This is a genomic window from Paucibacter sp. Y2R2-4 (assembly GCF_025717535.1).
Taxonomy (GTDB): Bacteria; Pseudomonadota; Gammaproteobacteria; order Burkholderiales; family Burkholderiaceae_C; genus Paucibacter_A.
The window spans coordinates 666,530-679,836 of record NZ_JAJIRO010000004.1; the positions used below are offsets into that span (position 1 = coordinate 666,530).

At 62.2% G+C, this 13,307-nt stretch carries 10 protein-coding genes; 4 read left to right on the plus strand and 6 right to left on the minus strand.

Going from position 1 to position 13,307, the window contains the following annotated elements; all coding sequences use genetic code 11:
- The first annotated feature begins 228 nt into the window (after window positions 1–228).
- Window positions 229–573: a cupin domain-containing protein gene (locus LNV06_RS18050; RefSeq protein ID WP_263539765.1), complete on the plus strand. Its 345-nt coding sequence runs from the start codon at window positions 229–231 to the stop codon at window positions 571–573.
- Between the two features lie 3 nt (window positions 574–576).
- Here the strand turns inward: LNV06_RS18050 and lepB are convergent, their stop codons facing one another.
- A complete protein-coding gene (gene lepB, locus LNV06_RS18055) occupies window positions 577–1,326 on the minus strand; it encodes a signal peptidase I (protein WP_263539684.1) in 750 nt (249 codons plus the stop codon).
- Window positions 1,327–1,503: 177 nt separating this feature from the next.
- Window positions 1,504–3,057 (minus strand): glycerol-3-phosphate dehydrogenase, encoded by a 1,554-nt coding sequence (glpD, locus tag LNV06_RS18060; RefSeq protein ID WP_263539685.1) that lies wholly within the window; start codon window positions 3,055–3,057, stop codon window positions 1,504–1,506.
- A gap of 23 nt (window positions 3,058–3,080) precedes the next feature.
- On the opposite strand from glpD, the gene glpK reads away from it, so the two are divergent.
- Window positions 3,081–4,574, plus strand: a complete 1,494-nt coding sequence (glpK, locus tag LNV06_RS18065) for a glycerol kinase GlpK (protein WP_263539686.1) — start codon at window positions 3,081–3,083, stop codon at window positions 4,572–4,574.
- Between the two features lie 27 nt (window positions 4,575–4,601).
- Here the strand turns inward: glpK and LNV06_RS18070 are convergent, their stop codons facing one another.
- The gene (locus LNV06_RS18070; protein ID WP_263539687.1) at window positions 4,602–5,216 is read right to left on the minus strand and encodes a Crp/Fnr family transcriptional regulator; all 615 of its coding nucleotides are present in this window, start codon (window positions 5,214–5,216) and stop codon (window positions 4,602–4,604) included.
- A gap of 28 nt (window positions 5,217–5,244) precedes the next feature.
- On the opposite strand from LNV06_RS18070, the gene LNV06_RS18075 reads away from it, so the two are divergent.
- Both LNV06_RS18075 and LNV06_RS18080 read left to right on the plus strand, forming a co-directional pair.
- Complete coding sequence (locus LNV06_RS18075) at window positions 5,245–6,012, plus strand: SDR family oxidoreductase (protein ID WP_263539688.1); 768 nt, start codon at window positions 5,245–5,247, stop codon at window positions 6,010–6,012.
- 10 nt (window positions 6,013–6,022) lie between these two features.
- Entirely contained in the window at window positions 6,023–6,361 is a 339-nt protein-coding gene (locus tag LNV06_RS18080; protein WP_263539689.1) for a darcynin family protein, read from the plus strand.
- 64 nt (window positions 6,362–6,425) lie between these two features.
- On the opposite strand, the gene LNV06_RS18085 is transcribed toward LNV06_RS18080, so the two are convergent.
- The 3 genes from LNV06_RS18085 to LNV06_RS18095 form a co-directional block, all read right to left on the minus strand.
- Window positions 6,426–7,127, minus strand: a complete 702-nt coding sequence (locus LNV06_RS18085; RefSeq protein ID WP_263539690.1) for a 2OG-Fe(II) oxygenase — start codon at window positions 7,125–7,127, stop codon at window positions 6,426–6,428.
- A gap of 66 nt (window positions 7,128–7,193) precedes the next feature.
- The gene (locus LNV06_RS18090) at window positions 7,194–9,917 is read right to left on the minus strand and encodes a TonB-dependent receptor (RefSeq protein WP_263539691.1); all 2,724 of its coding nucleotides are present in this window, start codon (window positions 9,915–9,917) and stop codon (window positions 7,194–7,196) included.
- 259 nt (window positions 9,918–10,176) lie between these two features.
- Window positions 10,177–13,305, minus strand: coding sequence for an ATP-binding protein (locus LNV06_RS18095; RefSeq protein ID WP_263539692.1), 3,129 nt, complete (start codon window positions 13,303–13,305; stop codon window positions 10,177–10,179).
- Window positions 13,306–13,307 lie beyond the last annotated feature (2 nt).

A 13,307-nucleotide genomic window follows, 5' to 3' on the forward strand; every position in this document is an offset into this window, starting at 1 on the left:
CGCATGCCGAAAGTCAGGCTCAGGCCTGCGGTCAGGCCTAACTTGCAATTCCAGCGCTTGCAAGGACCAAGGTACATGCAGCACTCGGCCGGCTTCGCTACAGTGCAAGCGGCAATCTCAGCCTCCATCGCTTTTCAAGAAAAGGACGTCCGTATTCGCACCTCCCCACGAACTTGGGTCACTGCCGCTTTGGTCTTGAGCGCTCTGGGCGGCACTTGCGGTCTGCTGATGGCGCAGGCGCCGGGATTGACGCGCACCTTGGTCACCAAGGCCGATGTGTCGGTGCCGAATCGCGAGGCGGTGGTCGCCCGCGTGGAGGTAGCATCCGGCGCGGTAGCTGCATGGCACACCCATCCCGGCGACGAAATCAGTTATGTGATGGAAGGCCAGGCCGTCTTGCTCATCGCAGGCCAGCCGCCTCGCACCGTCGCCGCCGGCGAGGCCTTTGTCGTGCCCGCCGGGGTGGTGCACAGCGCCAGGAATGAGGGCACGGTCGCCGCCAAGTTGGTCGGCGTCTATGTGCTCGAAAAGGGCCAAGCTTTGGCTCAGCCTGCCTCTGCGCCTCAGCCCTAGGGCTCAACGCAAGGCGGCCACCCAGCGATCCCAGCGCGGCTGCCAATGGTCGGTGATGTCGGCCGAGACCAAGATGTGATGGGCGCGACCGGCCAGCAAGCGGCGCGGCACCGGGCCGATGAAGCGCGAGTCTTCGCTGTTGTCGCGGTTGTCACCCAGCATGAAGTAATGGCCTTCGGGCACGCGCACCGGGCCGAAGTGGGGTGCGCTGGCGTCCTGCTCCACCGACTGCGGCGCAGAAGCCAGGTCACCAAAGCCACGCAGCACCTGCACGCGGCGGCTGTGGCCGGCGACGGTTTCGGTGGCTCGCTTGGCCGCGACGACAAAGCCGGCGCCGACGGTTTCGGTGCTGGCGGCAAAATCGCTGTAGGCCGCCGCCTCACCGTTGATGAACAAGGCATTGCCGCGCAACTCGATCTCATCACCGGGCAGGCCGACCAGGCGCTTGATCAAACGCGTGCCGTTTTGGGGTGAGGCGAACACGACCACGTCGCCGCGCTGCGGCTCACCCAGCGGCGCCAGGCTGATGTCGCTGAGCGGCAGCTTGGCGTCATAGGCCAGACGGTTCACCAGCACCACATCGCCTTCCAGAATGCTGGGCCGCATCGAACCGGTAGGCACCGGGTTCCAGTCGGCCACGGCGGTTCGGAACACGCCGAAGCACAGCACGAAGAGGATCAGCCCGCGGTTCTCGCGCAGCCAAGCGCCGCCCCAGGACTTGATGGCCGAAGTTTGAGATTGTCCATTCGCCATGATGCATTCACTCCTACTGCTTGGTCTGTGGCCGACACAAGAGGTACCGGCTTCGGAGTGAAGTCTGGCCAAAGCAAGAGGCTCAAGCCAGGGCCTTGCGGTGAATGGCGGGTCGGTTGAGATGAATGGCGGCTTGGCTGACACCAAGCCGGGGTTCGAAAAAAAAGCCCGAAAACCTCAGACCGGGTTTTGGTGGAACCAAGCAGCCACCTGCTGGCGCTCGGCCGGCGTGTAGTGCAGACCCAGCTTGGAGCGGCGCCACAAAACGTCATCGGCGCTGCAGGCCCATTCCTCGCGCTGCAGATAGCGCAGCTCCATGGCGTACAGGCCCGGCGCCACCTCCTGGCCCAAGTCACTCAGGCGGCTGGCCGCGCCCAGCACCCGGTCCACCCGCGCACCGTAAGCCCGCGCCAAGCGGCGCGCCAGCTGCGCGGGCAGATAGGCGTAGCGCCCCTGCACCGCCGCAACCAGGCGCTCGAAGTCTCCCGCCGGGTCGGCCGCTGCGCCGGACTTGGGCGCGCCAATCCAAGCTTGCAAATCACCGCCGGGCAGGTGGGCGCCCTCGGTCCAAGGCTTGCGGGTCTCGCCCAACATCTGGCCGAGCAGATCGGCCGCGTCTTCCGCCAGCTTGCGGAAAGTGGTGATCTTGCCGCCCCAGACGCTCAGCAAAGGCGCACCGTCGGTATGAGTTTCCAGCAGGTAGTCGCGCGTCACGGCGGAAGGGTCGCCCGAGGCGTCATCGAGCAGCGGCCGCACGCCGGCATAGCTCCAGACCACTTCGCGGGGCAACACCGGCTTGACGAAGTAACGGCTGGCTTGCTCGCACAGGTAGGCGATCTCTTGCTCATCGATGCTGACCTTGGCGAAGCCGGCCAGGGCATCGGGCGGCAGTTCCACATCGGTGGTGCCGATCAGGGTGTAGTCGCCCTCGTAGGGAATGGCGAAGATGATGCGCTTGTCGGGGTTTTGAAAGATGTAGGCATGGTCATGCGTGAAGCAGCGCTTGACGATGATGTGGCTGCCCTTGACCAGGCGCAGGCTCTTGGTCGCCAAGGCTTCGCCCCGCGCCGGCTGAGCCACCTGGCGCAAAAAAGACTCGGCCCAGGGGCCGGCGGCATTGACCAGGGCGCGCGCGCGCACCTGGCGCTCGCCCTGCGGCGTTTGGATGCGGGCGGTCCAGCCCTCGGCATCGCGCTGCACCTGGATGACCGGGCTGCGGGTCAGCAACTCGGCCCCCTTGGCTTGAGCATCCAGAGCGTTCAAGAGCACCAGGCGAGCGTCGTCCACCCATCCATCTGAATAAACAAAGCCGCGGCGATACCTGGCCTTCAGCGGCTCGCCCAAAACCGAGGACCGCAGATTCACGCCCTTGGAGCCGGGCAAGACCTCGCGGCGCGCCAAGTGGTCGTAGAGGAACAAGCCCATGCGGATCAACCAGCTGGGGCGCATGGCCTCGTCATGTGGCATCACAAAGCGCAGCGGCCACATGATGTGAGGGGCGCTTTTGAGCAGCACCTCGCGCTCTTGCAGCGCCTTGCGCACCAACGAAAACTCGTAGTACTCCAGATAGCGCAAGCCACCGTGAATCAGCTTGGTGCTGCTGGAGGAGGTGTGGGCCGCGAAGTCCGAGGCCTCGGCCAACAGCACCGTCCAGCCGCGCCCCGCCAAATCGCGCGCGATGCCGGCCCCATTGATGCCCCCACCGACCACCAGTACGTCAAAATGATCCATCACGCTACTCTAAGGCAAGACCGATGCGCTATTTGTTGGCACTCGACCAAGGCACCTCCAGTTCACGGGCCATTGTTTTTGATGCCAAGGGCCAGATCGTGGCCATGGCGCAGCGCGAGTTCAAGCAGATTTATCCGCAGCCCGGCTGGGTCGAACACGACGCGATGGAGATCTGGGCCAGCCAGCTGGACACCGCCCGCGAAGCGCTGCGCAAGGCCGGCCTGACGGCCGCCGACATCCGCGCCCTGGGCATCACCAACCAGCGCGAAACCACGGTGCTGTGGAGCCGCAAGACCGGCCTGCCGCTGCACCATGCCATCGTCTGGCAAGACCGGCGCGCTGAGCCCACTTGCGCGGCGCTGCGCGAGCAAGGCTTGGGGCCCTTGGTCCAGCAGAAAACCGGTTTAGTGATCGACGCCTATTTTTCCGGCAGCAAGCTGAAATGGCTGCTCGACCATGTGCCCGACGCGCGTGCGCAGGTCGCACGCGGTGAGCTGGCTTTTGGCACCATAGACACTTGGCTGGTCTGGCAACTGACGAATGGCGCGGTGCACGCCACCGACGTCAGCAATGCCTCACGCACCCTGCTCTTCAATGTGCACAGCAATGCCTGGGACGATGACTTGCTGGCCGCGCTGGACATTCCGCGCTCGGTGCTGCCGGAGGTTTACCCCTCGGCGCACCGCTTCGGCCAGGTGGCGGCCGAGCATCTGGGCGGCGAAGTCCTGATTGGCGGCATCGCCGGTGATCAACAAGCGGCGCTGTTTGGCCAAGCCTGCTTCAAACCGGGCATGGCCAAGAACACCTATGGCACCGGCTGCTTCATGCTGATGCACACCGGCTCGCAGTTTCAGAGTTCGGCCAATGGCTTGATCACCACCAGCGCCGCGCAGGCCACCGCCACACCCGAGTTTGCGCTGGAGGGCAGCGTCTTCATCGGTGGCGCGGTGGTGCAGTGGTTGCGCGATGGCCTGCAAGCCATCAAGGGCAGCGCCGAGGTCCAGGGTCTGGCCGAAAGCGTGCCCGATGCCGGCGGCGTGATGTTTGTGCCCGCCTTCACCGGCCTGGGCGCGCCCTATTGGAATGCCGATGCGCGCGGCGCCATCGTCGGCCTCACGCGCGGCTCCAGCGTGGCCCATATTGCGCGTGCTGCGTTGGAGAGCATCGCTTTTCAAAGCGCCGCGCTGCTGCAGGCCATGAGCCGCGATGCAGTGGCCGCCGGCGGCGCGCCGGTGAGTGAGCTGCGCGTGGACGGCGGCGCCTGTGTCAACAACCTCTTGATGCAGTTCCAGGCCGATCTGCTGGGCATCCCGGTGCTGCGCCCCAAGGTGATCGAAACCACGGCTTTGGGCGCGGCTTACCTGGCCGGCCTGTCCAGCGGTCTGTACAGCGACGTGAATGAGCTGGCCGGGCATTGGCAGGCCGAACGGGTGTTCCGCCCGACACTGCCGCGTGAGCGCGCGCTAGAACTGATGAGTCAGTGGGAGCATGCCGTTCGGCAAGCCTGCGCGGTTTGAGGCCTTCGTCTTTCAGCCTGACGAAAATCAGGCTCTGACGCGAGCTCGAATGCGGCTGAGGCTGACCGGCGTGATGCCCAGGTAGCGCGCCAAGTCCTTCAGCGGAATACGCTCGGCCAGCGAGACATCTTCCCGTAGGAATTCGGCGTAACGCTGCGGCGGCGTCAGGGTCAGCAAACCGCGCTCGCGCTCTTCCTTCAGCACCGCCAGTCTTTGCATGGCCCGGTACAAGGCCCATAACCAGGCTGGGTGGCGCGCGGCCAGTGCTTCCAGCTGCCGAAAATCGATGCGCTCCACCACGCTGACTTCCAGCGCCGTGACCGCAAAGCTGCTGCGCCCGCCGGGCTCCAAGGCACTCAAGCTGCCCAGAAACATGCCGGTCTGGCTGAAGGACTTGATCCATTCCTCGCCATCGGCCAACAAGTAGTGCAGCTTCAGCAGGCCGCGCTCCACGACATAGACATAGGGCTGGGCCACCTCGGCCTCAAACAGCGTTTCGCCCGGTGCCAGGCTGATGCGGCTGAGGCTGAGCGCTTCCGCCTCGGGCAAAGCTTCCGCCGAAAAGCCTTGGGCCAAGGCTTGCAGCAAGCGCAATGCGGCGGAAGTGCTTGGCTCGTTCGGCTTATCTTTTGTAAACGACATGCGGCCCGGTGCTTTCTACAGTGAGGCCATGCATTCAAACACAGCAAGAGCAAGCCAAACCACCGAGGGCCGGCTTTGGTTGGTGACCGGGGCCAGCTCCGGGATCGGCCGCGCCATCGCCCTGCAACTGGCGGCCGCAGGGCAGCAGGTCATCGCTTGGGGGCGCGATGCAAATCGTTTGGCCGAGCTGCAAAGCCAAAGTGCCGGCATTGTGTCCATCCAGACCGTGGACCTGGCCGCCACAGAAGAATTGGCCGGGCTAGCCCAGTCTTGCGCCAAACAATGGCCGCAGTTGTCGGGCCTCATCCATTGCGCCGGCATCCAACACGATGTGCTGATGACCGACAGCGGCTACGACGCAGCCGCTATCAGCGAAGAACTGCGGATCAATCTGGCCGCGCCGATGGAGCTGACCCGCGCGCTGTTACCGCATTTGCACGCCCAACGCTGTGCGGTGGTCGTGCTCGTTAGCAGTGCTCTGGCGTTCGCACCGAAACGCCGAGCTGCGACCTACAACGCCAGCAAGGCCGGCCTGCATGCCTTTGCACAAAGCCTGCGTGCGCAGTTGCGAAACAGCGGCGTGCGGGTGCTGGAACTGATCCCGCCACTCGTCGACACCCCAATGACGGCCGGGCGCGGCCGCCGCAAGCTGAGCCCGGATGCGGTGGCCCAAGCACTGCTGCGCCAGCTTTCACACTCGCGCTTGCGCGAACGGATTTGGGTCGGCCCGGCTCGCGCTTTGCCTTGGCTGTTGCGCCTGGCCCCGCACAGCATCCAAAGTTTTTTCTTAGGCTAGGAGACCTCTGATGAATCACTGCTTTTTGCTGGTGGATGCACTGCCAGCCTGGTTGCGCCTGCCCCGCGCGGAACGTGCACGCATTTTCGAAACCGAGGTCTTGGCCTTGTTGCCTCAGTACCCCGGCCTGCGCCTGCGCCACTTCGATGCCGAGGCCTATTCCGCGGTCTGCAGCGATGTCTTGATGCTGGAAGTGCCTGATGCCAAGCGCTTGCACTTCTTCATCGAGGCGCTGCGCGACACCTCCATTTACACCGTGCCCTACTTCGAAGTGCGGCACATCGTGCCTGCCTGGGAAGAGGGCTATCGGGCATATGAGGCCGAGATTGCAGACAGGTCTCTTGCGTGAACAAGCGGCCAACGGCGATTTGCTGCGGTGTACTGCGGTCGCACTGACCGCGCGTGTTTGATGATCAGGCCGCGATCAACCATCCGGTGATCGCCGTGCGCTCACCTTGCGCAAAGGGCGCCACATAGGAGACAAAATGCGATTGCGGCACCCGGAACAGCGACAGTGAATTGAAGTGCGGGAAGAAGCTGTCGATGACGCTACCGTCCGCTGCGGTGAAATGCAGCAAACCACCCCAGTCGGCTCGCCAATGCCGAGTCAGATTGATCACATAAGCCAGCCGCCGATCCTCAGCATCAACATGGTCGTCGTGGATCACAAGGAAGTTGCCCCGCGTGTACATGGTGGCCTGGGCATAGACGCGGTTGATGTCTGTAACGCCGGTGATCTGGCGGATCTTGCTCATGAACTGCTCATCGGCCATCCAGCGCATGAAGCGCGCCAAGAGATCGGTCTCCCCGCGCTGGGCTGCAGCGACCAATGAATCGGTGCAAAAGGAAAACTGGAATTCATGGCGCGCCACGGCGTGGATGCCATCCACCAGTATTGAGCGCTGTTCTGGCGTCAAGGCCCGCAACTGCTCACCACTCAAAACCCGATCACCATTGACATCTCGGTAAGTCAAAGCCCAGTCGATACGGTCGACGGCCTGACTGAGCGCTTCAATCACCGTTGGCTCAAAAAAGTCTCTGATCAGCACCCGACCGTCACGACTAAAAATCTGACTCAGTTGCTGGGTATCAAGCTTGGGATTGATGTACTGCATTTCCGTTCTCGGCGATCAAAAAAAAGGCAGGCACAAAGGCCTGCCTCGACTCTCACATCAGTGACGTCAGAATTTGTAATTGGCCCGCACGTAGTAGGTGCGGCCCTTGACGTCGGCATAGGTCGGGTCGAAGCCCACTTGGAAGTAGTCTTCTTGCACGGTCACCGGCGGCTTTTTGTCGGCCAGATTGCGAATGCCCAAGGTGATGGCCAGGTTCTTGATGCCCTTGTACTGGCCTTGAATATCCCAGAGGTCATAAGCATCGACCTTTTTGACCTTGTCATAGTCCTCGTAGCCGCTCTGGCGGAAGTAGCGCAGCCCAGCCGCCCAGGCACTGGTGTCCCAGTCCAGCGTCACGACTTGCTTGAACTTGGCCACCGGGCCACCTTGGTCGTACTTGCCGAGGTTGTCTTCCAGCTCGCCACTCACCACATTGGTCTTGTTGCTCTTGGTCAGCAGCGTCGCCTCCCAGCCGGGCGTGAAGGTGCCAAAGTCGGAACGGATGCGATAGCGCGCACTGAAGTCAAAGCCCGCCGCACGCTGCTTGCTCAGGTTTTCCAAGGATGCATTGACGTAGTCGAGATAGCCTTGGGCGTTCTTGACCAAGCGGTTGGCGTAGACCGAGGAGCTGGTCGTCGGACCGGTCTGATTCTTGTACCAGTCCTTCATGATGTCATCACCCGACAAGCTGTCGATGCCATCGGTCAGCTTGATATCGAAGTAATCCACTTCCAAGGACAAGTCTTTGATGGGCTCAAAGACCAAACCGAGAGCCATGGTTTGCGACTTCTCAGGCTTCAAGTTCGGATTGCTGTGGTTGATGGCCGTCAACTGCGTGTCGCAATAGTTCGGGTTGGGCTTGTTTGCGCAACCGACCAGGGTGTTGTAGTAAGGGTCATTGAAGTTGCCCGCCAAATTCGTGCCGGCAGCAGGCGCGTACATATTATCCAAGGCCGGGGCGCGGAAGCCCTTGCCGACGGAGGCGCGCAAGAGCAGCGTCTTCATCGGCGTCCAACGAACACTCAGCTTGGGGCTGGTGGCCGACATGTCCGGCGACTCAAACTTCCCGTCCCGTGATTCGCCCTTGGCGCCGTTGTAGCGGTCATGCCGTACCGCCAGATTCAACTCCACCGATTTCAGAACCGGCAAATTCAACTCGGCGTAAAAGCCTTGGGTCGCACGCTCGCCTTGCACTTTGCCGGCATTGCCAGAGCCACCAACGATGTCACCTGAACCGGCGATCTCAGAGTAGCCGTCCAGGTACTTCTCTTTGCGCAGATCCACACCGAAAGCCAGCGCCGCATTGCCGCCGGACAGCGCAAAAAGCTCGCGTGACAAAGACAAGTCAAAGCCGTTGGTGGTGGTTTCTGAGCGGCGGTTTTCACCCGTCAGCTCAGCTTCCTTCAACAAGGCCAAACCAGCGGCATCATTGGGCCCGAAGGGGTTCACATTGCCGGTCTTCAGCACGCGCACCAATTGCGTGTCCGAGAAGTTACCGGTCAAGAACTTTTCCACCGCCTTGGATTTGGCCTGCATCAGGCCAGCACGGTAATCAAAGCCGGCCAGCGTACCTTCGGCTCCGACCAGGAAGCGTGTCATGTCATTGGTCGTCTTGGTCAGGCGTTGACCGCCATCCACCATGCGCCAGGCAATCACCAGATCACCGCGGTAACCCGGGAAAGACTTGTCCACGGCTGCGGTCGGGTAGTACTTGCCACCGGCTGGGTAGAGATAGTCATCACGACCGGTGGTGCTCGAAGGGGTCTGCGAAGAGCCGAAGGTGATCTCATTCTTTGAGTAGGCGAACTCGCCGAACAAAATATGGTCGTTGTTCAACTGCATCGTCGCGCGAGCCAGAGCGCCCAAGCGCTCCGAGGCCGGCGAAATATCGATCTTGGCCGTGTAGTCGTAGCGGCAGTTCGATGCGCCTTTGAAGCTATCGGGTGGTGCGCAGTCTGGGAAGCCCGACACACCGGGCACAAAGGAGCCAGCCTTGTCTTTGCCATCAACAGGCGAGATATAGCTACCCGCCAAGTAGGAGTTGGCTGGGAAGGTGTTGCCCGAGGACTTGACCACGCCAATGTCGGGCCGGTTACCAGTCTTCGCATATTCACGGTCAGCCGAACGGATTACGTCATATTTTTCGTAGCTGAAGGTGCCCAATAGATTGAATTTGTCTTTGGCCAAATCTCCGAAACCAAAGCCACCATTCATGCCCTTGACCGAGCCACCCTTGGCAGCGGGCGATTCATAAGACACCGTGAAGTCGCCGCCTTGGTAGTCCTTGCGAGTGATGAAATTGATCACACCACCGATGGCATCAGAGCCGTAGGTCGCCGAGGCGCCATCGCGCAGCACTTCAATGCGCTCGATCGCCGCCAAAGGAATGGCGTTCAGGTCAACACCTTGACCTGCAAAGGGATAAGGCGTCAAGCGACGGCCATTCAGCAGCACCAAGGTCCGTTCACGGCCCAGGCCGCGCATCGAAGCACCCGTCTGGCCGGTTGCGTTGGAATCTCCGATGGACTCGCCCAAAGAGCGGCCGCCGCCATTGTTCGAACTCAGACGATTGACCAGTTCCTGCACATTGGAGGCACCCGATTTGTCAATCGAATCCCGGTTGATCACCGTCACCGGCACCGAGGTTTCGGCATCAATCCGCTTGATGGACGAGCCGGTGATAGAAACACGTTCCAGCGACTCCTGCGCCAAGGCGGCGCCGCTCACCAGAGTCAGTCCACTTGCGTAAACCAGCGCCAAGGCGCTGGACAGTCGAGTTCTTTTCAGCATCAATCACTCCAATCGATTGGGGTTAACGATATTGCTTGAGCGCGGGCGTTCACGGTCCGTTCGACCCTGGGCCACGGTCTTCCGAACCGTAAAAGTGCGGTAAGAGCATTCTTTCGCCGAGTTAGGCGATATGCGCACAGGGACAAACCCTTCGAGTTGCCTTTTCACATCGCTTGTCGTGCGGGAATGACTTCCCGCACCTTCAACTGACGTTTTTCGCTGTTATGCGCACAAAAGGCCAAGAATTGGCCAAGGCGGCTCAAGCACCCCGCAAGCTATAGCGCCGGTGCCACTCCGCCACTTCGCTGACCAGCGGGCCCAACTCGCGGTTCAGCGCGTCGAGCGCGTCCGCCACACCGGCGGGGTCGCCTTGGGGGCCCGCCGCCACTTCCAGCGCCGAGGCTTTTTGCGCCAGGCGCTCCAGGCCCAGATTGCCGGCCAGGCCGCGCAGGCGGTGGGCAGCGCTGCACAAAGCCGGCAAGCCGGTCACCTGCGCCTCCTCAAACTGGGTCAGGTGCTGCGCGTACTGCTTGGCAAAGGTACCCAGCAACTTGGCCAGCAGCTCTTGTCGGCCTGCGCAGCGGGTCAGTGCAGCCTCAAAGTCAGTGCCATCGATTTGCGGCCAAAGCGAAAGCGCCGAGGGCGAGGTGGAGGAGGCAGCGGGCTCATTCACAGATTCCGCCTGAGTCCCAGTGCTCGGGGCTGCATACACGCTCGCCGGACGCCGAGGCAGGCCCTCGGCTTGCGACATCAAGACCTGAATCAGCTCGGCCTGATCGATGGGCTTGGTCACATGCGCCACCATGCCTGCGGCCAAGCAACGGCGGCGCTGTTCGGGCAAGGCATGAGCGGTCAGCGCAATCACCTTGAGCTTGGGCGCTAACTGATGAATTCTGCGGGTGGCTTCATAGCCATCCATGTCCGGCATCTGAATGTCCATCAAGACCAGATCAAAGCCCTCAGGGCCGGCTTCGCGCAGCCGCGCCACCGCCTGAGCGCCGCTGTCCGAAGCCATCACTTCAGCGCCCGCGTGGGAGAGCATGTCTTGCAAAATCTCGCGGTTGATGTCGACGTCATCGGTGATCAAGATGCGCAGCCCACGCAAGGGGTTAGGGCCAATGTCGACCGTCAGCATCATGGGCTCGGTGGTGGCGGGGTCGCGCGTCTCCACCGTGGCCAAGACCAGAGGCAATTCCAGCTTGAAACACGAGCCGGACCCCAATTCGCTGGTGGCGGTGATGCTGCCGCCCATCAATTCGGCGAGTTGGCTGCTGATGCTCAGCCCCAAGCCGGTACCGCCGAACTTGCGCGTCGTCGACGAATCCGCCTGCTCAAAGGCGGTGAAAACACGCTTGAGCTGCTCGGGGGCAATGCCCACGCCGGTATCCGTCACGCTGAACAACAAGCGCCCCTGCACTTGCTCCACGCTCAGCACCACGCGCCCTTTGTCGGTGAACTTGATCGCGTTGGACAATAAGTTCACCAGAATCTGCGTGGCCCGCAAGGCGTCCAGCATGACCCAGTCGTGGCTGGCCTTGTATTCAATGCGCAGGCGCAGGTTCTTGGCATCGGCCCGCTCTGACACCAAATCCGTCACCTCTTTGACCAGATGGCTGAGATTGCAGGGCAGGCTCTCGATGTCCAGCTTACCGCTCTCGACCTTGGAGTAGTCGAGGATGTCATTGATGACGCCCAACAAGTGGCGGCCAGAGCGAACAATGCGCTCAAAGCCACTACGCGCCGCCGCAGGGTCGCCGCTACGGCTGATGCCTAACTGTGCCAATCCCAGCACCGCATTCAGCGGCGTGCGAATCTCATGGCTCATATTGGCCAAGAACTCACTCTTGGCCACAGCCAAGCGCTCAGCTTCATCCTTGGCCTGGCTCAGCTCGCGCTGCAGGCGCTTCAGAGACGTCACCTCGGTCCCCAGATTCAGGACCGCGACCGGACGCTTTTGGGTATCGAGCAAAGGGACGGTGGTGATCAGATAGTCGTGCTCACCGCCGAGCGCATCGGTCAGCTGGCGTTCAACGGTCAGGCTGCTGGTGCCCGCCATCAGCTTGGCGTCGATATCGGCAATCTCGGCCGCCATCTCAGCGGCGAACAGCTCCCGCGCGCTGGTGCCCAAGACCTTGTCCCGCGGCAATTGGGTGGCCGTCTCAAAGTTGCGGTTCACCAAGGTGTAGCGGCCCTGCAGATCGCGAATGCTCAAGGTGATGGGCAATGCTTCCAAGATGTCTTGCATCAGCTGCTTCTCGGTCACCAGCTCGGCGGTGCGGGCTGCGACCTCGTCCTCAAGCCGAGCGCGTCCGATGCGCAGCTCGGTCTCGGCGCGCACCCGCGCAGTGATGTCATGCGCGAACAGGACGACGCAAACCTCCTCGCCCAGCTGCAGGCGATCTAACTTCATATCCCACCAGATGGGACTGCCATCCACGCGACGCGACTGCCACTCAAAATACTGTGCACTGCCGCGCTCGACAGTGAGCCGCAGGCGCTGCAGCATTTGCTCGCTGGAAAAAGGCTCGCCCGGGTACATCAGCGTGGCATCCAACTCGGTCAGACGGGTGCAGCCATAAGCCACCAGGGTCTGGGCATTGGCAAAGCGCAGGGCGCCGGTGTCGCCCTCCAGAATCTGAATGCAGGTCAGCGAGTTGTCGAGCAAGATGCGCAGGCGCTCTTCGCTCTCGCGCAAACCCAGGGCGGCCGCCTGCTGGGCTTTGACGGTCTCGGCCAGCAGGCGACGCGAGCGCTCCAATGAGCCGGTCACATCCCAGAACAAGGAGCCATAGCGCAGCGCCATCCAGCCCAGAATCAGCGCGGTAGCGATATAGACGACCGCATAACTGGCCAGCGGTGGGCTGTTATTGCCGGTCAGGCCGGCAATCAAGCCAAAGGCCTCCAGGGCCCACATCAGCAAATAGCCCAGCACAGCCGCCAGCGTCGCCCATTTGGCGGCCTGCGGGCCGACCATCAAGCCCATGGCCGACATCAGCAGCAAGACACCTGCCATGCCCGAGGAATGCAGGCCCAGACCATAGAGCCCCGCGGCCACGAACAAGATCAACATCGCCGAAATGCTGAAAAAGGCCGTGGCGGCACGAACGCCCACCATGCGTGCAAGCGCCAGAGCGATCAGGGCACTCATGAAGACGCAAGCGCTGGTCCCCATGCGGGACACCCGCTCGGGCCAGTTTTGATCGGACTGCATGGCCAGCGTCAGCATCTGCGCCAGGGCACCGAGAATGACCAGGCCCAAGAACACCATGGCGCTGCGCGCCACCAGCTGATCGAGCCGGAGTTTCAGCTCTCCAAGGCTTTGCTCACGCGGCGTCTGCGGCGGCGGCGGCATGGGCGCCTCCAAACGCTCTTCGCTGGCAGCAAACATGG